16 protein-coding genes are annotated in these 21,104 nt (G+C 72.8%); 4 read left to right on the forward strand and 12 right to left on the reverse strand.

What is annotated here, in order from left to right:
* Positions 1-70: 70 nt before the first annotated feature.
* From ACFYX4_RS28980 to ACFYX4_RS28990, 3 genes are all read left to right on the forward strand, one after another.
* A complete protein-coding gene (locus tag ACFYX4_RS28980; protein WP_389339449.1) occupies positions 71-313 on the forward strand; it encodes a DUF5133 domain-containing protein in 243 nt (80 codons plus the stop codon).
* 126 nt (positions 314-439) lie between these two features.
* Positions 440-1,279, forward strand: a complete 840-nt coding sequence (locus tag ACFYX4_RS28985; protein ID WP_389339451.1) for a DUF1206 domain-containing protein — start codon at positions 440-442, stop codon at positions 1,277-1,279.
* Positions 1,280-1,318: 39 nt separating this feature from the next.
* Positions 1,319-1,750 (forward strand): hypothetical protein, encoded by a 432-nt coding sequence (locus ACFYX4_RS28990; RefSeq protein ID WP_389339453.1) that lies wholly within the window; start codon positions 1,319-1,321, stop codon positions 1,748-1,750.
* A 798-nt stretch (positions 1,751-2,548) separates the two neighbouring features.
* Here ACFYX4_RS28990 and ACFYX4_RS28995 read toward each other — a convergent pair.
* From ACFYX4_RS28995 to ACFYX4_RS29045, 11 genes are all read right to left on the reverse strand, one after another.
* Positions 2,549-4,744 carry an FUSC family protein gene (locus tag ACFYX4_RS28995; RefSeq protein WP_389339455.1) on the reverse strand — a complete coding sequence of 732 codons (2,196 nt, stop codon included), beginning with the start codon at positions 4,742-4,744 and terminating at the stop codon, positions 2,549-2,551.
* A gap of 112 nt (positions 4,745-4,856) precedes the next feature.
* A complete protein-coding gene (locus tag ACFYX4_RS29000) occupies positions 4,857-6,284 on the reverse strand; it encodes an NAD(P)/FAD-dependent oxidoreductase (protein WP_389339457.1) in 1,428 nt (475 codons plus the stop codon).
* A gap of 91 nt (positions 6,285-6,375) precedes the next feature.
* Positions 6,376-8,133 carry a PP2C family protein-serine/threonine phosphatase gene (locus tag ACFYX4_RS29005; RefSeq protein ID WP_389339459.1) on the reverse strand — a complete coding sequence of 586 codons (1,758 nt, stop codon included), beginning with the start codon at positions 8,131-8,133 and terminating at the stop codon, positions 6,376-6,378.
* On the reverse strand, positions 8,130-9,176 hold the full coding sequence (locus ACFYX4_RS29010; RefSeq protein ID WP_389339461.1) for a SpoIIE family protein phosphatase: 1,047 nt from the start codon (positions 9,174-9,176) through the stop codon (positions 8,130-8,132). The genes ACFYX4_RS29005 and ACFYX4_RS29010 overlap by 4 nt, the downstream gene beginning before the upstream one ends.
* Positions 9,176-9,568 carry an anti-sigma regulatory factor gene (locus tag ACFYX4_RS29015; protein WP_389339505.1) on the reverse strand — a complete coding sequence of 131 codons (393 nt, stop codon included), beginning with the start codon at positions 9,566-9,568 and terminating at the stop codon, positions 9,176-9,178. The genes ACFYX4_RS29010 and ACFYX4_RS29015 overlap by 1 nt, the downstream gene beginning before the upstream one ends.
* A gap of 47 nt (positions 9,569-9,615) precedes the next feature.
* Positions 9,616-10,032 carry an STAS domain-containing protein gene (locus ACFYX4_RS29020; RefSeq protein WP_389339463.1) on the reverse strand — a complete coding sequence of 139 codons (417 nt, stop codon included), beginning with the start codon at positions 10,030-10,032 and terminating at the stop codon, positions 9,616-9,618.
* Positions 10,029-10,928: an STAS domain-containing protein gene (locus ACFYX4_RS29025; RefSeq protein WP_389339465.1), complete on the reverse strand. Its 900-nt coding sequence runs from the start codon at positions 10,926-10,928 to the stop codon at positions 10,029-10,031. Before ACFYX4_RS29025 ends, ACFYX4_RS29020 begins: the two co-directional genes overlap by 4 nt.
* Before the next feature lie 153 nt (positions 10,929-11,081).
* Entirely contained in the window at positions 11,082-11,471 is a 390-nt protein-coding gene (locus tag ACFYX4_RS29030; protein ID WP_389339467.1) for an STAS domain-containing protein, read from the reverse strand.
* 222 nt (positions 11,472-11,693) lie between these two features.
* Positions 11,694-14,219 (reverse strand): SpoIIE family protein phosphatase, encoded by a 2,526-nt coding sequence (locus tag ACFYX4_RS29035; RefSeq protein ID WP_389339469.1) that lies wholly within the window; start codon positions 14,217-14,219, stop codon positions 11,694-11,696.
* Between the two features lie 52 nt (positions 14,220-14,271).
* A complete protein-coding gene (locus ACFYX4_RS29040) occupies positions 14,272-18,546 on the reverse strand; it encodes a HAMP domain-containing protein (RefSeq protein WP_389339471.1) in 4,275 nt (1,424 codons plus the stop codon).
* A 305-nt stretch (positions 18,547-18,851) separates the two neighbouring features.
* On the reverse strand, positions 18,852-19,733 hold the full coding sequence (locus ACFYX4_RS29045) for an RNA polymerase sigma factor SigF (protein WP_389339473.1): 882 nt from the start codon (positions 19,731-19,733) through the stop codon (positions 18,852-18,854).
* A gap of 158 nt (positions 19,734-19,891) precedes the next feature.
* Between ACFYX4_RS29045 and ACFYX4_RS29050 the strand changes: the two genes are divergently transcribed.
* Complete coding sequence (locus tag ACFYX4_RS29050) at positions 19,892-20,257, forward strand: PRC-barrel domain containing protein (RefSeq protein ID WP_389339475.1); 366 nt, start codon at positions 19,892-19,894, stop codon at positions 20,255-20,257.
* A 394-nt stretch (positions 20,258-20,651) separates the two neighbouring features.
* On the opposite strand, the gene ACFYX4_RS29055 is transcribed toward ACFYX4_RS29050, so the two are convergent.
* Positions 20,652-21,086, reverse strand: a complete 435-nt coding sequence (locus ACFYX4_RS29055; protein ID WP_389339477.1) for an ATP-binding protein — start codon at positions 21,084-21,086, stop codon at positions 20,652-20,654.
* Positions 21,087-21,104: the final 18 nt, after the last annotated feature.

Here is a 21,104-nt window from a genome sequence, read left to right on the forward strand (position 1 = left end):
CGCCGCGAACACGCCTTCCTCACCCATCCACTTACGGACCGTACGGATGTCCCGGACAAGGAGTCCCCGCATGTTGATGCCCCATCCCGCCGTGCTGCGCAAGCTCGTCGACGAGTACGAGGCGGTGACGGCGACCGGGCCGGCCGAGGGGAACACACGGGCCCAGGACCTCGCGTACACGCTGTGCGTCTCCACCGGGACACGTGACATAACCCTCGCCCTGGAGGCGGCTCGCGGCTGGCTCGCGGCGGCGGCGGAGGCCGACGCGCTGCCCCGCCGGACCGCGGAGGAAGGGCCCCACGCGTACGCGTGAGAGGGCCTCAGGACACATGCACGGCTTTACGTACGCCCCGCCGCAGCGGTTGCTCGCGGCGGGGCGTCCGGGTGTGTGGAGCCGTCGGCGGGGCATCCGGATGCGGAGTCTTCAGGGGAGGTATGGATGAACGCGGGTGCCTTGGCGCGGAACGGCCGTACGGGGGCCGAGCGCGCGGCGCGGGGGTCGGTCACCAAGGGGGCCGCCAGGGCCGGACTGACGGCGCGCGGTGTGATCTATCTGCTGGTCGGGCTGCTGGCGTTGCAGATCGCCTTCGGCGAGGACAAGAGCCAGGAGGCCGACCGGCAGGGCGCGCTCGCGGAGATCTCCGAGCGGCCCTTCGGCTCCGTGGTGCTGTGGGCCCTCGGCATAGGCCTGGTCGGCATGGCGCTGTGGCGGCTGTCCGAGGTGGTCTTCGGGTCGGCCGGCCCGGACGGCCGCAAGACCAAGAAGCGGCTGCTGGCGGCGGCCCGGTGCGTCTTCTACTCCTTCGTCGCGTACTCCGTCCTCGCCTTCGCCGCGGGATCGGGCAGCGGGGGAGGGTCCAGCGACCAGCAGTCACGGGACGTCACGGCCCGGATGCTGGAGCTGCCCGGCGGGCAGTGGATCGTCGGCGCGGGCGGCGCCGGGATCGTCGTGGCGGGCCTGTGGATCGGCGGGCGGGCCGTGATGCGCAAGTACCACGACAAGATGCGGATGGGCGAGATGTCGCCGACCGTGCGGCGCGCGGTGGACATCACCGGCGTCGGCGGGGGCGCGGCCCGCGGACTGGTCTTCGCCGCGGTGGGATCCTTCGCCGTACGAGCCGCCGTCGACTACCAGCCCGACCAGGCCAAGGGCCTCGACGACACGCTGCGCTCCTTCGCCGAGACCCCGGTCGGGCCGGGGCTCCTGGCCTGCGTCGCGGCCGGTCTGGTGCTCTTCGGACTGTTCTCGTTCGCGATGGCTCGCTGGCGCAAGGTCTGAAAAGGTCTGAAGGTGGGGGTGTCGGGGAACCCGGGGGGAATGAACGAATCCGAGTTCCCGCCGGACGGACGGCCCGTGGACATGTACCTCGACCTCCTGCGCGTCCGCATGGACGACGAGGACTACGAGATGCTGCTCAAGGTCGTCGCGCCCGCCCTGCGCGCCCTTGACGAGCAGTCCCCCGAGACCCTGGATTTCGCGCTGGATCCGCAGGACACGGAGGATCTGCCCCAGGAGATCCGTGACGAGGCGGCCCTGGTCATCGCCACGGCCGTCACGGGCCGTCTCGACAACCAGCTGGTGGAGATCCAGGTCGACGGGACGGGCCCGGTCCGGGTGGTCACCGACGCGGCCACGGCCTCCGACCCGGCCCGCCTGGCCGAGATCGCCGGCTGCATCCGCCGCCGCCAGAGCGACACAGAAGAACTCCGGGGCATAGCCGCAGCAAGCGGCCTCCCGACAGACTTCTGACCCCCCCGCCCGCCGCCCCCCACCTGGGCGACGGGCGCTAGGCCGCCCCCGGCAACACAGCCCGCCGCCGGCGGCTGAGCGACGCAGGCCTGCCATGCCGGCCCGGCGAGATCGGGCCCGCCGCAGGCTGGGTGACGCAGGCCCGCCATGTTGGCCCGGCGACATCGGCTCGCCGCCGCAGGCCGGGCGACGCAGCCCTGCCATGCCATGCCGGCAATTACCGGCTCGCTGATACGGCCCTGCCGAGGACCGGTCCGCCGGCAACGCCGGCCGCCGACGGCTCGCCGATACGGTCCTGCCGGAGAACCGGTCCGCTGGGCAACGCCGGCCGCCGGTGCCGCACGGTGCGATCGGCCCTCCGACGTCGGCCCGGCCGCCGGGTGGCCTCGGCCCGCCGACCGGGTGACGCAACCTCGGTGACTCCGGCCTGCCGAACCGGTCCGGCAGCATCGGCTCGCTGATACGGCCCTGCCGAGGACCGGTCTGCCGGCAACGCCGGCCGCCGGCGCCGCACGGTGCGATCGGCCCTCCGACGTCGGCCCGGCCGCCGGGCGATCTCGGCCCGCCGACCGGGCGCCGCAGCCCCGGTGACTCCGGCCTGCCGAACCGGTCCGGCAGCATCGGCTCGCTGATACGGCCCCGTCGACACCGGTCCGCCGGCAACGACGGCCCGTCGACGCTGCTAAGGCGATGAACGGCGGCTCGGCTCACCGGATCGCCCGGTTGGGCTTACCCGGCCGGGTGGTAGCCCGGAGCCGGGGTGCCGGGCCAGGTCGGGTGGGATTGGTTCGGCTGGGTCTACCCGGGGTCCTGGGCGACGGGGACGCTCAAGGGGCGGGCCAGGCCCGTTACCGCTTCGTCCAGGCGTTGGAGGTGGCGTAGGACCCGGTCCGTCACGCGGGCGTAGCCGGGGGGTGTGCGGGTGGTCGGCTTCAGGAGGGACGCGATGCTCGGGCCCGTCTGGACCTCGGCGGTGCTGTGTTCGTCCTCCACCCGGTCCGCGATCGCGCCGACGTTGTGCAGGATGCGCTGCCCGGCCCCCCGCAGCCGCGGATCCGCCGCGATGGACGGATGGGAGGGGAGCAGTTCGGCCGTGGCGGCCAGCGAGCGGGCGTGGTAGGCGCAGGTCTCCAGGAGCGCGACCACGTACTGGGCGGTGTCGCGCCGGGCCCGCAGCGGGGTGACCGGGTGAGTGAGCGGCTGCGTGGCCGCCCGCAGGTCCGCCAGCGCCTGGTCCAGGTCCCGCGCCCGGTCCAGCAGATCCGCCGGCGCGCCGCCGCTGAGCTGCTCGACGGCGGCCGAGGTGACGTCGGTGAGCCGGTCCAGCACCGTCGTCAGCAGCTCGTTCGTACGGCGGTCCGTCCGCACCGGCAGCACCAGCGCCGCCGCCACCACCCCGCAGACCACCCCCAGAGCCGTCTCCTCCACCCGCAGCAGCAGCACCGACAGGCTGTAGGTGTGCAGCAGCGTGTACAGCACGCCCAGCGCGGCCGTCACGAAGAACGACATCAGCGTGTACGACAGCGGCGCCGTGTAGAACATGGCGAACACGCACAGCAGCACCACCGCGAACGCCGTCCACGTGTGGTGCCCGACGAGCGCCGCGAGCCCGATCCCCGCGACCACCCCGAACACCGTCCCCAGCAGCCGCCGGTACCCCTTGACCAGGATCTCCCCGGTGGACGCCGTGTTGATGAACACGATCCAGCAGGTCAGCACCGCCCAGTACCACCGCTGCGTGGACAGCAGCTCCCCGGCGAGGATGGCCAGCGACGACCCGAGGGCCACCTGCACCGCGGCCCGCGTCGTCGGCCGGCGCAGCCCCTTGGGCTCCTCCGCGGCCTCCCCCTCCTCCTCGGCCCCGCCGATCGCCGCGTCCTCCGCGTCGAGCTCCTCCCGCGAACGCGCCGTCTCCGGACTGTCGTCCGACTCGTCCTGCGGCCCGTCCAGCGCGATCCGCAGCCCCAGCACCGCGCGGGCCGCCTCACCGACGCCCCGGAACACGTCCTGCACGGGCGGCGACGCGCTCGGCAGGTTCTCCTCGTCGCGATACCCGAGCAGCCGGTTGCGCACCTGCGCCAGCCCCGTCCCGTCCGCGACGGGCTGCCGTACGAGCAGACCGAGCGCCCGCAGGTCACGGCGCAGGACGTCCGTCGCCTCCTCCCGCACCGGCAGATGCCCGCCCTCGGGCACCGGCGCGCCCGGCAGATGCAGGGTCAGGGTGTCCGCCCGTTCGGCGCTGCGCGCCGTCAGCAGCAGCAGACCCAGCCGCTCGGCGGCGATCTCGGCGTCGGCGATACGGCGCTGCACCAGCCGCGCCGTCGCCTCGTCGCGGGTGCCCTCCTCCAGCTGGCCCTGGATCATCATCGCCGTCTCGTGCAGCCGCGCGGTGCCGTCGCGCACCTGCGCGAGCGCCTTCTCCACCTCGTCCGGACCGGCGTCCAGCAGCTCCACCTGAGCGTCGATCAGCTGTGCGAGCCGCGCCCGGAAGGCGTGCCGCAGCCGCGCGAGGATGCCCGCAGGGGTCTGCGGCACCAGCGCGAACCGTGCCGTCGCGCTGCACGCGAACGCGACGGCGATCGCCCCCCAGTACCCGGGCAGGCTCTCCCGCGTCACGCCCACGAACAGCGACATGAAGTAGACCTGGAAGCCGACCAGCCCGAGCGCCGTGCCCCGGTCGCCGAACCGCCGGCCGTAGACCGCGCTGAAGATCAGCGCGACGAAGAAGAGGTCGCCGGCGATGGTGCGGGTGCTGAGCAGCGCCGCCAGCGTCACGGAGACCAGCGCGACGGGCAGCCCCAGCGCCAGGGTGACGGCCTGCGGGCCGCGCTGCTTCTCGCGGATCGCGAAGGTCGCGACCATCGCCGAGATGGCCCCGGCGACCAGGTGCGAGACGCTCGCGCCGAACAGGGAGAGCACGGCCAGCGTGAGGGCGATCGCACCGACCGTGCGCAGCCCCGCGGCCAGCCGCAGCAGTCCCGGGTCGGACGCCACGACCCGGTCCCGCCATCGTGCTCCGAACGATCGTGCTGCCGCTGCCCTCACGCCGCCGTACTCTCTCCCGCCCCGCTCGCCGTGCCCGCCGTTCAGAGGTGCTCGCCGCGTCTCACCCGGCCTCGGCACCCGTTCCGGGACCTACGGCGCCCGGCCCCGGACCCACGGCACCCGGCCCCGCGGCGCCTTCCACGTGCGTCCGCACCTGCTCCGGCGTCAGATAGCTGTCCGTGTACTCGAAGTCCTTCAGCTTGGCCGCGCGACGGGCCTGGAACCCCGTACGGACGAAATCGTCGCCCGCGATCGCGTTGAGCGTCCAGTTCGTCAGCACCCGCGCCTTGGCCACGCCCGTGCGCAGTGCGCCCCAGTGGTACCCGCGGGCCACGGCCTGCGCGGGCAGCCCCCGCAGCTCGATGCCGAGCGGCTTGGACACGGCGTCGGTGCCGCCGAGGTCGACGACGAGACCGAGGTCCTTGTGCGCGTACGGCTTCATCGCCCCGCCCCGCAGCGTCGCCATGACGTTGTCGGCGACGACGGTGGCCTGCCGCATCGCGTGCTGCGCCGTCGGCGGGCACACCGCGCCCTCCTCGCCCTTGGCCTCATCGGGCACCGCGGCGGCGTCGCCGAGCGCGAACACCCCGTCGTGGCCCGGCAGGCACATCTGCGAGGTGACCGCGAGCCGCCCGCGGACGGTCTCCGCGCCGAGGGTGGCGATGAGCGGGCTCGCCACGACTCCGGCCGTCCAGATCAGCGTCCGGGTCGGCACCACCCGCCCGTCGGTGAAGGTGACCTCCTCCGGGCCCGCCTTCGCGATGGACACGCCCAGCGAGACCTCGATGCCGCGCCTGCGCAGCACCTCCTGCGCGCTGCGGCCGAGCTTGTCGCCCAGCTCCGGCATCAGCTTCGGCGCGATGTCGATGAGGTGCCACTTGATCAGGCTCGGGTCCAGCCTCGGATAGCGCTTCACCGCGTTGTGGGTCAGCAGTTGGAGGCAGGCGGCGGTCTCGGTGCCGGCGTAGCCGCCGCCCACGACCACGAACTGGAGCCGGGAGGCCCGCTCGGCGGGGTCGTGGCTGGCGTCGGCCAGGTCCAGCTGTGAGATGACGTGGTCGCGGATGTAGGCGGCCTCCGCGAGGGTCTTCATCCCGAAGGCGTGATCGGTCAGGCCCGGGATGTCGAACGTGCGGGTGACGCTGCCGGGAGCGAGCACGATGTAGTCGTACGGCTCGTTGACGATCTCGTCGGTGATGGTGCGGATGACGCAGACCTTCGACTTCAGGTCCACGCCGATGGCCCCGCCCGGGATGATCCGGGTGCGGTACTTCTTGCTGCGGCGCAGCGAAACGGCGATCGACTGGGGCGTCAGCACCCCGGAGGCGACCTGCGGCAGCAGCGGCAGATAGAGCTGGTAGCTGAACGGCGTCACCAGGGTGATCTCGGCCTCGCCGGGGGAGAGCTTGCGTTCCAGACGCCGAACGCACCCCACTCCCGCGAAGCCCGCGCCCACCACCAGGATCCTGGGTCGTGTCACGATGTCCATCCCTTTCTGCGGCTCCAGGCGGTCTGCCTCGACGTGATGCGCGTGCCCACCCGGCGGCGCTTCGCACCTCATCGATCCCAGCATCCCCCTTTCAGGCCCGGTCGCCCACCGACACCCTCCCCGTCCGGCTGTCGATGTGGGACAGCAGCAGACACACGTCGTCGTCGCGCTCGGAGTCGCTCAGCAGCGGCTCCAGGATGCGTTCCGCCGAGCCGCCCAGATCGGCGTCCAGCTCCTCCGTGCGGAACGAGCCGAGCGCCGCCGCGAGCCGCTCGATGCCCGGGTCTATCCCCTGGGCGCGCCGCTCGACCAGGCCGTCCGTGTACAGCGCCAGCGTCGTGCCCGGCGCGAGGGGCTCGGTGTGGTCGGCGATCTCCTGCTTCAGCGGGATGCCCAGCATCGCCCCCGGCTTGGCGTCCAGGGTGCGCACCCGGCCGTCCGGCTCCCGCAGTACCGGCGGCGGATGCCCGGCGGCCGCCCACGTCAACACCGGCTCGCCGGGCTGGAAACGGGCGATCACGGCCGTCGCGTACAGATCGGGCTGGAGGTGGTGCAGGAAGGTGTGCAGCCGGGTCAGCAGCACGCCGGGGCTGCCGCCGTCGACGGCGTAGGCGCGCAGCGCGGTGCGCAGCTGGCTCATCATCACCGCCGCGTGCAGCCCGTGCCCGGTCACGTCGCCGATGACGGTGATCAGACTGCCGTCGGGCTGCCGGAACGCGTCGTACCAGTCGCCGCCGATGTTCAGCCCGTACGTCGCCGGCAGGTAGTGCGCGGACATGTTCAGGCCCTCGATCACCGGCAGCTGGGTCAGCAGCGCGTGCTGGAGCGTCTCGGCGATGTCGCGGTTGTGCTCGAAGCGCCGCGCGTTGTCCAGGGCGGTGCTGGCCCGCCGGGTCAGCTCGATCAGCATCACGGCGTCGTCCGGGTCCCAGCGCTCGCCCGGCGGGGTCAGCGTGAGCACGCCCAGGGGAGTGCGCCGGGTGGGCAGCGGGATGCACAGCACGGGCCGGCCGGGATGCGTCGCCGACGGCGGCAGATCGTCCACGCCGGGCAGCCCGCCGGGGTGGTCGGCCGCGTACTGGGGCCGCCCGGTGCGGGCCGCGACCACGGCCGCCGCCGCGCTCGTCGCCGCGCTCGTCGCCGCGGAGGCCGGCTGCGGGACGGGCGGATGCCGGTCGTCCTCGGTGTCGAACAGCCACACGTCGACCGTGCCCGCGTACTCGGGCACCAGCAGCTCGGGCAGCCGGCGCACGATCTCCTCATGGTTCAGGGACGCGGTCAGCGCCGCGCTCGCGTCCGCGAGGAACGTCAGCCGGCGCCGGGCGTTCTCCGCCTCCTGGCGCGCCGCGCGCTCCGCCGCGAAGGCCTCCCGCTGCGCCCGCCCCGCCGCGTCCAGCTCGGCGTGCAGCGCCAGGACGCCCTGGTTGGTCTGGTGCAGCTCCTCCCGGTGGAAGAGCACCAGCTCCTCCTGCTCGGAGAGTCTGTCCAGCACGACGGCGGCGTCCTCGTCGGCGCCGAGCAGCGCCTCCGCGAGCACGGCCGGATCGTCGGCCACGCCGTGGAAGAGCGAGGCGTCGGTCGGCTCCGGGCAGGGCACGGCGACATGCCACGGCGGCTCCGCCGCGGCGGGGGAGGAGACGATCTCGGCGCGCAGCGACCCCCCGGACGTCTCCAGGGTGAGCCGCCAGGCGCCGCCCTTCGTCAGACACTGCCGCAGCCGCCCGCTGAGCGCGGTCGCCAGCCGGGTGCGCTCCAGCGGGGCGACGCCGAACGCCGCGGCCAGACGCGCGGTGGCGATCCGCGCGCGGGCCGCGTCGGTGACGGTGGTGATCTGCCAGGTGCGCATCATGGGCGGTCCGGCGGGGTCGGGGACAGGACGGCCACGGCGGTGTCGTCACGCACCGGGCGCGCGGAGCTGCTCGCGTCGCGCACGGTCACCGCGGCGGTGACCGCCGGATCGGCGGCCGGGAGCCGCGGATCGGACGGCGGGGCCCAGCGGCTGGGCAGGCCGTCGCTGTGCAGCACCAGCAGCCGGTCCGGGCCCCAGGCCGCCTCGGTCTCGGGCAACGACGAGGGGCGGTGCACGCCGACTATGCCCGGCCGGGACAGCAGATGCCGCCAGGTGTCGCCCTCGCGCAGCCGCGCCCCCACGTTGCCGATGCCGGCGAACCGCAGCCGCCCGGTCCGTACGTCGAGCTGGGCCAGCGCGACCGCCGCGCCGCGGGTGCCGCGCAGCGCGCCGTCCAGCCGGCGCAGCACCTCGGCCGGCCGCAGACCGGCCGAGCGGTGCACCTCCTCGACCGCCGCGGTCGAGGCGCGGGCCGCCTCCGGTCCGTGGCCGAGACCGTCGGCCAGCATCAGCGTCAGCCGGTCCTCGGCGCGTACGAACGTCCAGGCGTCGCCGGAGAACGCGTCCCCGCCGAACGGCACGTTCACCCCGCCGGCCCGCGCGGGCAGCGGATCACGCGTGTAGCTCCTGGGGAGGATCGCGCCGACGCGGGCCAGCGCGACCGTGCCGCGGCCCGGCACGCTGTGCAGGTCGAAGTCGTCGGCCACCCGACGGCAGGTGCCCAGGCCCGCGCCCAGGGAGCCGGTCGTGGAGAAGCCGTCGCCGAGGGCGGCGCGGACGTCGTCGATGCCCGGCCCGTGGTCCACGGCCGCTATCTGCACGACGACGCCGGCCCGGCCGCTCGGCGGCGCGACGACATCGACGAGGAGCCTGCCGCCGCCTCCGTGCTTGAGCAGGTTGGTGGCCAGTTCCGTCGCCACCAGCGCCGTGACCGCCGTACGCGACTCGTCGAGCTCCGCGAGGGCGGCCGCCTCCTCGGCGGCCACCCGCGCGTCGCGCACCCGCGTCGAGTCGTGCACGGGGATGTCCCACACCCGCGGCATCAGAACTCCTCGCGCTGGCGCGGCGGCCGGGCCGCCCACGAGGTCACCGTGATCCTGGTGCCCGCGCCGGGCGTGCTGTCGATGACGAAGTCGTGCACCAGTCGCTTCGCCCCGCCGAGCCCCATGCCGAGGCCCCCGCCGGAGGTGTAGCCGTCGCTCAGCGCCTGCTCCACGTCGGGGATGCCGGGCCCGTCGTCGGAGAAGACCAGCCGCAGGCCCTGCGTGCGCCCTTCCGTGACGCGCACCGTCTCCACCTCGCCGCCCCCGCCGTACACCAGCGTGTTGCGGGCGAGTTCGCTGGCCGCCGTGACCAGCTTGGTCTGCTCGACCAGACTGAAGCCGAGCGCGGCGGCGGCCTGCCGCACATGCTGCCGTACCCACACCAGGTCCATGTCGGAGCGGATCGGCAGGCGGGCCTCGATGCCCGCGGCCGTCCCGCTCACCGCGGCTCCCGGCGCGGGCCGCGCGCGGCCGGGGAGCCCGACGAGGCGAGGAGCGCCAGCGCCGACTCGGTGCTCAGCGCGGTCCGCAGCCCCGGCAGCGTCAGCCCCAGCTCGACCAGCGTGATCGCCACCGCGGGCCGCATGCCGGCCACGACGGTCTGCGCGGCCAGCAGCCGGGCGCTCGCCGCGATCTCGGCCAGGACACGGCCGAGGAACGAGTCGACGATCTCCACACCGGAGATGTCGATGACCACGCCGGTCACCTGACTGTGGGCGATCGCCTCCACGATGTCGTGCTGGAGCTGTTCCGCCGTGCCGTCGTGCAGGTCGCCCTGGAGGGTGATCAGTAGGACGTCGCCCAGCCTGAGCACCGGCACCGGTGCCCCGCCGGTGGGGGAGAAGTGGCCGTTCACCGCTGACCCGCACCGCCGGGAGCCGACTGCACGATGTCCGCGCCCAGCCCGTGCAGGGCGTAGGAGAGCGCGTCGGCGAGCCCGGCACGCGTGATCACGGTGCCCAGGTCCAGACCGAGATGGACGATGGTCTGCGCGATCGCGGGCCGGATGCCGGAGACGACGCACTCCGCGCCCATCAGCCGCACCGCGGCCACCGTCTTCATCAGGTGCTGCGCGACGAGCGAGTCCACCGTCGGCACACCGGTGATGTCCAGGATCGCGTACTGCGCCTGCTGGTCGACGACCGCGTTCAGAAGCGTCTCCATGACGACCTGGCTGCGGGCGCTGTCGAGGGTGCCGATGAGCGGCACGGCGACGATGCCGTCCCAGAGCCGGATGACGGGCGTGGCCACCTCCAGAAGCTGCATCTGCTGCCGGTCGATGAGCGACTGCACCTCGGTCAGCGCGGTCTCCATGACCACCAGCCGCAGCGTCCCCATCAGGACGGTCAGGGTCGTGGTGCACTCCCGGAGGTGGTCCTGCGGCACATCCGGAAGGTCGGCGACCAGGAGGTTGACGACGGGGTTGCGCAGGGCGTCCACCTCGTTGGACACCTGGGCGGTGCTCATCCCGGAGCGGGAGCGGGCGGCGGTCATCCGGGCCAGCTGCTCGCGGACCACGGTGAACCCGGCGCTGTCGGAGTCCTCCACCCGGCCGGACCCGGCGACCTGCGCCAGGGCGTCGACCACGCTGCGGCCGGCCTCCACCGCCTCGTCCCGCGACACCGTGAACACGGTGCGGAAGAGGGATTCGTCGGCCCACCGCTGGGCGATCTGCTCCCGGCGGCGGCTCAGGAAGGCCGCGACCTCCTCGGTCGGCGTTCCGTGCTGTGCGGCCGCTTCGTGCTCCGGCACTCTTCACTCCTCATCTGCGTCCTGCTGCCGCGGCCCCGCCGCGGGCGACGGTGACGCGTGGTGACCTTGCCGGACGACAACCCTAACCAGGTCACCAACCTGGTCACTCTCTTGGCCTGCCCGTATTGTTGTCAAACGACAACTGACGCCCCGTCACGGAGTCTCGGGACCATCGCTCTGCGGACCGTCGATCAGGGCCAGCGCGTCCTCCACCTTGTCGGACACCGGCACCGTGAGGCTGACCCCGGTCAAATCCAGGACCCGGCGCACCGCGGGCGTGGGATCGATCACGTGCACGCTGCCGGGCAGCTTCCGGGCCTCCTGGTACACCCGCAGGATGATGTTCATCCCGGACGAGTCCATGAACGGGACCGCCGAGAGATCCAGCAGGAAGTGCCGCCTGCCGTGATGGAGCTGGTTCGCCAGATGGGCCTGGAACTCGGTCGCCGTGTCGAGGTCGAGATGGCCCTCGACCGTGACCAGGGCCACGTCCTCGCGGGGCAGGGTGACCTCGACGGACAACGGGTTCTGGGCGATGGACACGAGTACCTCCGAAAACTGACGGGCCGGGCGCTTGCCCGGGGGTGACTGCGGTACGAAGCGAGCGCGGACGGGACGGATCCGCGGGCCGGCCCCCGGCCCTGCCTCGTCTCCCCCCTCGCCTCCGCTCCCGGCCTCGCACCGCGCACGAGCGGATACCCGCGAACCCACCACCCATGCACCGGAGATCCCGCGAAGATCCTGCGAGAATCCCGTGCGGACACGTCAGCCCAGCCTGATGCCCACGATGCAGGTGTCGTCGTCCGTGTCGGACCTGCTGTAGGTCAGCAGCCGGTCCAGCTGCTGGTCCAGCGTCGGCGGCACCGTGCGGGCCTGCACCAGCAGATGCGTCAGCGACTCCTCCACCGACCGGTCCCGCCGCTCGATCAGCCCGTCCGTGTACATCAGCAGCGTGTCGCCCGCCGCGAGCTGGATCTCTTCCTCCTCGTACGTCGCCTCCGGCACCGCGCCCAGCAGCATCCCCTTCAGCAGGGGCAGCGGCACCGCGCCCGAGTCGCGCACCAGCACCGGCGGCAGATGCCCCGCCCGCGCCCACCGCAGCGTGCGCCGCACCGGGTCGTACAGCCCGCACGCCGCCGTCGCCGTGACCGCGCCCGTCAGATGGTGCGCGACGATGTTCAGCCACGACAGCAGCTGACCCGGACCCGCCCCGGTCACCGCCAGCCCGCGCAGCGCGTTGCGCAGCACCACCATGCTGGTCGCCGCCTCGATGCCGTGCCCGGCGACGTCGCCCACGCACAGCATCACCATCCGCGACGGCAGCATCACCGCGTCGTACCAGTCGCCGCCGACCAGCTGCTCCTCCTCGGCCGGCCGGTAGCGCACCGCCACCTGGAGGCCGGGCACCTCCAGCGGCGCGTGCGTCGGCGGCATGATCGCGTGCTGGAGCTGGAGCGTCAGCCGGTTGCGCTCGCTCGCCTGCTGCTCGGTCTGCGCCAGCTGGTCACGGGTCGCGGCGAGCGCCACCTCCGTCCAGTGCTGTGCCGAGATGTCCTGGTAGGCGCCGCGTACGGCGACCAGCTGGGCGTCGGTGTCGAGGACCGGCTCGGCCACGATCCGCATGTGCCGGGTCACCCCGTCCGGCCGCTGGAGCCGGAACGCGGCGGAGGACGGCCGCCGCTGGTGCAGCAGCGTGCGCAGGAAGCGTCCGACGGGGACCGCGTCGTCGGGATGCGCGTGCGCACCCAACTCCTCCAGCGGCACCGGCGGAACCGACGGATCCCGCCCGTACAGGGCGAACATCTGGCCGTTCCAGGTGGTCTCGCCGGTCAGCACGTTCTCCTCGAAGCCGCCGATGCGGCCGAGGCGCTGCGCGTGCTGCAACAGGCTCGCCAGCCGCGCCGTCTCGTCCTCGATGCGCCAGATCAGCAGCACACAGGTGCCGTGCCGGCTGATGCTCATGTCGGCGACCGCCGACAGCGGCACCTCGTCGACGAGCGCGGTCAGACTCATCCGGCGGGCCCGGAACGGCTCACCGGTGGCGTAGACGCGCTCGATGCGCTGGAACAGGTCGCTGCCGCCGGCGGCCATCGGATAGGCCTCCAGCATCAGCGCGCCGTTGACCACCGCGCGGGGGCGGCCCGCCGGGTCCAGGAAGCGGTCGTTGACGTGCTGGATGCGGAAGTCGACCAGCTGCCCCGTCGGGTCGATGTGCGGCACCAGGACCAGCGCCGGGTCGTGCAGCCCGTCCGCCAGGTCCATCAGCTCCGCGGCGTCGGGCAGCACCCGCGGCTCCAGGTCGGCGCCCGGCGTGTGCGTGTACGTCTGCAACGTGTGCGCGCACAGCTCCGCCAGGGCCTCCACCTGACGCACGACCTGCGGCGGCTGCCGCTCCAGCCGGCCCGGCCAGGCGATCTCCAGGACGCCGTGCACCCGGCCCCCGGTCCCGGCGGGCAGGGCGACCCGGCCGCCGTCCGGATGCAGCTGACGGCCGATGGTGGGCAGCCCCGTCTGCGCGAGCGACTCGATCCACTGGCCCGAGCGCTCGGTCAGGCCCCGGCGGGCCACCGTGGCCACGTCCGGCGGGACGTAACGCCAGCGCGCGGCCTCCAGCGCGGCGAAGCCGGCGCTGCCGGCCAGCGTGAGGGAGCCGTCCGGGCCGGCCGCCCAGATCGCCACCGCCACCGCGCCCAGGGGACCCAGGGCGTGCTGGAGCAGCGAGTCGGCGACGGCCTGCGTGTCGTGCGCGGCGAGCGCCCCGCTCTCGGCGGCCCGCAGCCGCACCGCCGCGGAGTCCTCGCCGGGGTCGTCGTCGGAGCCGGTGACGATGGCCAGGAAGGCGTCGGTCACCTCCGACACCTTGTCCCTGGCGGACTGGTTGATGACGTCCACCGCGAACTCCAGCGGCGTCACCGCGGCCTGCCGGGCCAGCTCGGTGAGCTGCCGGGCCGCCTCGGCCGGCCCGCACCCCAGCCGCTCCACCAGGATGCCCTTGGCGAGCTCGACGAGGGCCCGGCCCTCGGCCTCGGCCTGCGCCGCCCGCACCTCCTGCCGCAGCCGCTCCACGGTGGCCGCGAGGCGGCCCACGGGAGAGGGAGCCTCGTCGTCGTCCTCCGGGGCGGCCCGGACGGCGGTCGGGCGGGCCGCGTCGGGCGCGACGGCGGCGTCCTGCGCCGCGGACGGCACCGCGACGGCGCCCTCCGCGGAGTGCGGCGGGCCGGCCGGGACAGCGGCCGTCTCACGGCCGGCCTCGCCGTCGTTCGTCTCGTGCGGCTGTTCGGGAATGCTCACGTGCGAAGACTCCTCGGCTGGGACGCCTGGGGGCAGGGGCGGGCGGGCGCCCTCAGACGGTCAGCCAGCGGCGGACGCAGGACATCAGGTCGTGGGTGTCGACGGGCTTGGTGACATAGTCGCTGGCACCCGAGGCGAGGCTCTTCTCCCGGTCCCCGGGCATCGCCTTCGCGGTCACCGCGACGATCGGCAGCTCGGCGTACTGCGGCATCGTGCGGATCTCCGCGGTGGCCGTGTACCCGTCCATCTCCGGCATCATCACGTCCATCAGCACGAGCGCCACGTCCGGGTTGTTGCGCAGCGTGTCGATGCCCTCGCGGCCGTTCTCCGCGTGCAGCACCCGGATGCCGTGCAGCTCCAGGATCCCGCTCAGCGCGAACAGGTTGCGCGCGTCGTCGTCCACGACGAGCACCGTACGGCCCACGACGGCGTCGTCCACGGGCGGCGGCCCCACCGGCTGCGGCTCGTCCGGCCGGACCAGGGCGAGCACGTCCCCGGGCTGCTCCGCCGACAGATGCAGGGTGATGCGCTCGCGCAACTCGTCCAGGCTGGACAGGAACTCCAGCGGACGGCCCGCCGAACGGGACTGGAGCGTCTCCTCCTGGGCCAGGTCCGCCCGGTGCCCGTTGTGCACCAGCACCGGGACGCCCGTCAGCGCCGAGTCGGCCTGGAGCGCCTCCAGGAAGCGGGAGGCCTCGGCGTCCGGCATGCCCAGCTCCAGCACCACGCAGTGGCACGGCTCGGCGGCCAGCGCCCCCGCCGCCTCCTGCGCGCCGACGGCGGTCACCACGTCCACCGGCGGCGGCGGGGCGGCCTCCTCCCGGCTGCGCGCCATGTCCGCCACGACGCTCTCCGCGACCAGGGTCAGCAGACCGCGCGGCCGCTCCTCCACCACCAGCAGCCGGCGCGGACGCCGGCCGGCCCCGCCCGGCGACAGGGGCAGCCCGGGGGCGGGCGCCATGAGGGGCACCGGACGGTCTTCGGAGCTGCGCTCCACCGGCCGTCCGCCGGCGAGGAGTTCCTCGAAGTCCACCCGCGCCACCGGCAGGTACAGCGTGAACGTGCTGCCCTTGCCGGGCGTGCTGTCCACCGTCACCGCGCCGCCCAGCAGATGGGCGATCTCCCGCGTGATGGACAGCCCGAGGCCCGTGCCGCCGTACTTGCGGCTGGTGGTGCCGTCCGCCTGCTGGAAGGCGCCGAAGATGGTCTCCAGCTGCTGCTCCGGGATGCCGATACCGGTGTCCTTCACCCGGAACGCCACCACCGTGCCGCCCCGGATGACGCCCTTGGGCACCTCCTCCGGGGCCACCGGCTCGATGCGCAGCTCCACGCTGCCCTGCTCGGTGAACTTGACCGCGTTGGACAGCAGGTTGCGCAGCACCTGACGCAGCCGGGAGTCGTCCGTCAGCAGGTCCGCCGGAGCCCCGGCCGCCGTGCTGATGGTGAAGTCCAGGCTCTTCTGCGTCGTCATGGGGCGGAACGTAGCCTCGACGTACTCCAGGAGCTGCCGCAGCGGCACCCGCTCCGGCGAGACGTCCATCTTGCCCGCCTCGACCTTCGACAGGTCCAGGATGTCGTTGATCAGCTGGAGCAGGTCCGAGCCGGCGGAGTGGATGATCCCCGCGTACTCCACCTGCTTCGGGGTGAGGTTGCGCGAGGGGTTCTGGGCCAGCAACTGGGCCAGGATCAGCAGGCTGTTGAGCGGGGTGCGCAGCTCATGGCTCATGTTCGCCAGGAACTCCGACTTGTACTTCGACGCCAGCGACAACTGCTGCGCCCGCGCCTCCAGTTCCTGCCGCGCCTGCTCGATCTGGAGGTTCTTCGCCTCGATGTCGCGGTTCTGCGCCACCAACAGCGAGGCCTTCTCCTCCAGTTCGGCGTTGGAACGCTGAAGCTCCTCCTGTTGCGACTGCAACTCGGCCGAGCGGGCCTGGAGTTCGGCGGTCAGCCGCTGCGACTCGTCGAGCAGCTCATCGGTGCGGGCGTTCGCCACGATGGTGTTGACGTTGACGCCGATGGTCTCCCTGAGCTGCTCCAGGAAGTCCCGGTGGATCTCCTTGAACGCGGTGACCGACGCCAGCTCGATCACACCGAGCACCTGGCCCTCGAACAGGATCGGCAGCAGCACCAGCGCGCTGGGCTCCACCTGCCCGAGCCCGGAGGAGATGGCCACGTACCCGGCGGGCAGCTCGTCCACCGTGATCGTACGGCGGCTGCGCGCGGCCTGGCCGACCAGGGAACGCCCGAACGGGATACGGGTCGGACGGGCGTCGTCGTCGGGGTAACCGTAGGCGCCCACGAGCCGCAGCTCCGGGCCCTTCCTGCCGTCCTCGGCGAGATAGAACGCGCCGTACTGGGCGGAGACCAGCGGCACCAGCTCGTCCATGATCAGCTCGGCCACCACGGGCAGGTCCCGGTGGCCCTGCATCAGGCCGGAGATCCGCGCCAGGTTGGTCTTGAGCCAGTCCTGCTCCTGGTTGGCCAGCGTGGTCTCGCGCAGGGACCCCACCATCGAGTTGATGTTGTCCTTCAGCTCGGCGACCTCGCCGGACGCCTCCACGGTGATCGAGCGCGTCAGGTCGCCCTCGGCGACGGCGCTGGTCACCTCGGCGATCGCGCGGACCTGCCGGGTCAGGTTGCCGGCCAGCTCGTTGACGTTCTCGGTGAGCCGCTTCCAGGTGCCGGAGACGCCCTCGACCTCGGCCTGGCCGCCGAGGCGGCCCTCGGTGCCGACCTCGCGGGCGACGCGGGTGACCTCGTCGGCGAAGGCGGAGAGCTGGTCGACCATCGTGTTGATGGTCGTCTTCAGTTCGAGGATCTCGCCGCGGGCGTCGACGTCGATCTTCTTCGACAGGTCGCCGCGGGCCACCGCCGTCGTCACCAGCGCGATGTTGCGGACCTGGCCGGTGAGGTTGTTGGCCATCGAGTTGACGTTGTCGGTGAGGTCCTTCCAGGTGCCGGCCACGTTCGGCACGTGCGCCTGGCCGCCGAGGCGGCCCTCGGTGCCCACCTCGCGGGCGACGCGGGTCACCTCGTCGGCGAACGCCGACAGCGTGTCCACCATCGTGTTGATGACGTCCGCGAGCGCGGCGACCTCGCCCTTGGCCTCGACGGTGATCTTCTGCGACAGGTCGCCGCGGGCCACGGCGGTGGCGACCTGGGCGATCGACCGCACCTGGCCCGTCAGGTTCGACGCCATCACGTTGACGTTGTCGGTGAGGTCCTTCCAGGTGCCCGACACCCCGCGCACCGTGGCCTGACCGCCCAGGTTGCCGGCGGTGCCGACCTCGCGGGCGACGCGGGTCACCTCGTCGGCGAACGCGGAGAGCTGGTCCACCATCGTGTTCAGCGTGTTCTTGAGCTCCAGGATCTCGCCGCGGGCGTCCACGGTGATCTTCTGGGAGAGATCGCCCTGGGCGACCGCCGTGGCCACCTGGGCGACGTTGCGGACCTGCGCGGTCAGGTTGCCCGCCATGAAGTTCACCGAGTCGGTGAGGTCCCGCCAGGTGCCCTTGACGCCCTTGACGTCGGCCTGGCCGCCGAGGCGGCCCTCGGTGCCGACCTCGCGGGCGACGCGGGTGACCTCGTCGGCGAAGGCGGAGAGCTGGTCGACCATCGTGTTGATGGTGTTCTTCAGTTCGAGGATCTCGCCGCGGGCGTCCACGGTGATCTTCTGGGAGAGGTCGCCCTTGGCCACCGCCGTCGTCACCTGGGCGACGTTGCGGACCTGGGCGGTGAGGTTTCCGGCCATGAAGTTGACCGAATCCGTGAGGTCCCGCCACACGCCGGCCACGCCCGGCACCTGTGCCTGGCCGCCGAGGCGGCCCTCGGTGCCGACCTCGCGGGCCACTCGGGTCACCTCGCCCGCGAACGCGGAGAGCTGGTCGACCATCGTGTTGACGGTCTCCTTCAGCTGAAGGATCTCGCCGCGCGCGGGCACGTCGATCTTCTGCGACAGGTCGCCCTTGGCCACCGCCGTCGCCACCTGCGCGATGTCACGCACCTGCGTGGTCAGGTTGCCCGCCATCGCGTTGACGGAGTCCGTCAGGTCGGCCCAGGTTCCCGAGACCCCCGGCACCTCGGCCTGACCGCCCAGGGTGCCCTCCGTGCCCACCTCGCGGGCCACGCGCGTGACCTCGGAGGTGAACACGGACAGCTGGTCGACCATGCCGTTGAACACGGTCGCGATGTCGCCCATGAGGCCGTCGCCGTCGGCGGGCAGCCGGGTGCCGAAGTCGCCGTCGCGTACGGCGGTCAGCCCGGCGAGGAGCCGCCTGAGCTCCTCACCCGGGACCGTGTCGACGACCTCGGTCGCGTTGCTGGTCATGCGTACCCTCGTTCCGCTCCCCAGGAGCCCCCGGGCGGGGACTCGGAACGCGGGCCGCCCGGGTGGACGGCACCGCATGTCGTGCGTGCATTTCCGCAGTTCACGGATGTGCGCTGATGAGAGAAATACGCCGCAGGCTAACCCACCAGCCCGGGGCGGAACAAAGCGTCGCGTGATTTGCGCTCACAGGATTTCCACTGGGGCCCCACCGGGCGTGCACCGTGAGGTTCGGGGTACCCGGTGGGGTTCGCGGCTGCTCAGGCGGCCGGTCAGGCAGTGGGTCAGGCGGTCGGTCAGGCGGCCGGTCAGGCCAGATCGGGCCCGAGCAGCCCCGCGCGCAGCCGGCGCACCACCCGGCTGATCAGCCGGGAGACGTGCATCTGGGATATGCCCAGTTCCTGGCCGATCTCGGCCTGCGTGCGCTCCTCGACGAAGCGCAGATGCAGGATCCGCCGCTCCCGGGGAGCGAGTTCGGCGATCAGGGGCGCCAGGGAGTGGAAGTCCTCCACGAGTCCCAGCGCCGGCTCCTCCACGCCGATGAAGTCGGCCAGCACCGACTCGCCCTCCCCGCCGCCGTCCGCGGTGAGCGCGGCGTCGAGCGAGGCGGAGGTGTAGCAGTTGGAGGCCTTGCGCGCCTCGATGACCTCCTCCTCGGACAGCGACATCAGCTCGGACAGCTCACGCGTGGTGGGCATCCGGCCCAGCCGGGTCTGCAACTCGTCCGTCGCCCTGGCCAGTTCGACCCGCGCCTCCTGGAGCCGGCGCGGCACGTGCACCGCCCAGCTCGTGTCGCGGAAGAAGCGCTTGATCTCGCCGACGATGTAGGGCACGGCGAACGACGTGAACTCGACCTCGCGGGACAGCTCGAACCGGTCGATCGCCTTGATCAGACCGATCGTGCCGACCTGGACGATGTCCTCCATCGAGTCGCCCCGGCCGCGGAACCGGGAGGCCGCGTACCGCACCAGCGACAGATTCATCTCGATCAAGGTGTTGCGCACGTACTGGTACTCGCGCGTGCCCTCCTCCAGCACGGCCAGCCGGTCGAAGAACCGGCGCGAGAGCTGCCGCGCGTCTCTGGGGCTCACCTGGGTCGGCGAGTCGATGACCGGGACCCCTCCCCACAGGTCGTCGGTGACGTCCTGCCCTGCCGTGGCTGTTCGTGCCTGTGCCGTCACGGCATCCATGCCGCTCACTCCGTTCGTTCGGGTCGATGACGGACTCCGTGTGCCCGGGCGCACCCACCCCACACCGCCCCGGACGCACAGGTCACGGGGGTCCTTCGAATGGCCCAGCGGGCGAAGGGTAGGCGGGGTGTGGAACGCGAGAAGGGAGCAGCGTGACCATGGACGGAATCTGGTCCTACCCGGTGGGAAGCGGGCATCTGGAGGGGGAGGACCTGACGGGGTACGGCGTGGTGGCGAGCGACGGGACCGTGGGTCACGTCGAGCGGGAGGACGGCCATCACGGGATGTGGCATCTGGTCGTCGACACGGGCGTCTGGCTGTTCGGCCGCAGTGCCGTCGTGCCGGTGGGCGTCGTCAAGTCCGTCGACCCGGAGGGCCGCTCGATCACACTGGCGTGCACGGGGGACCAGGTCAAGGAGGCCCCCCGCTTCCGGACCGACAGCGAGACGATGGACCCCGGATACCTGACCGCCGTCGCCGACTACTACCACCGGCTGACCGCGCCCGGGACGACCACGGCCTGAACGGCCTGGCGGCCTGGCGGGCTTGGCGGGCCGCCCGCGCTCTCGCGGGCGGCCCTCGTATGCTCACGTACTCATCGCCTACGCGCGCGCCGTCGTGGACGCCCGCTGGAACGGTTCCGCACGGCCCGCGCCGCGTGAAGAGGACGTCATCGATCTGCTGCTGGTGGTCTCGGTGGTCTCGGAGTTGGTCCACCAACGCCGTCCGCCACGGCGGCGGCCTCGCCGGGTACGAGGCGACGCCCGAGCCCGACGGCGTCCGGCCGGCCGTGCACGACCGCAGCGACGTCGTCCCGCCGGCGGTGTAAGGATCGGGAGCCTTCCCGGTGGGGCCTCACGGGAACGGCTACGGCCGGCAGTCGATCATCCGGGTCCGCGCCGGATGAGGATCAGCGGATCACCAGGGCAGGAAGACGTGCACGTCCTTCCCCGTGCCGTCCGTCACCACGCTCACCTGGCTGCACAGTGTGTGGATCAGATGCCAGCCGATGCCGCCGCCCCCGCTGTCGGGGTGGAACGGCCGGGGCGCGGGCGGGGTGGGATTGGTGTCGTGCAGCGTGACGTGCACCCCGTCGAAGGTCGGACGCATCCGGAGTTCGAACGGACCCGGCGCGTACTGCACCGCGTTCGAGGACAACTCCGTGACGATCAGCACGATGTCGTGCCAGAACTCGGGCGCCGTGGGCGGTGACGCCCGGGACAGATCGCGGAGGAACTCCTCCGCCGCCAGCCGGGCGCCTGTCACGTCCCGCGGCTCGCCCGCGAAGCGGGCGGTGCGGCTCTGGAGCGTCCAGGAGGCCAGTGATTCGTTTCCACGGGGCTCGGTTGCCATGTCGTCGGTGCGGCCCGC

Origin of the sequence: Streptomyces sp. NPDC002328 (genome assembly GCF_042890065.1) — a bacterium.
Lineage (GTDB): Bacteria > Actinomycetota > Actinomycetes > Streptomycetales > Streptomycetaceae > Streptomyces.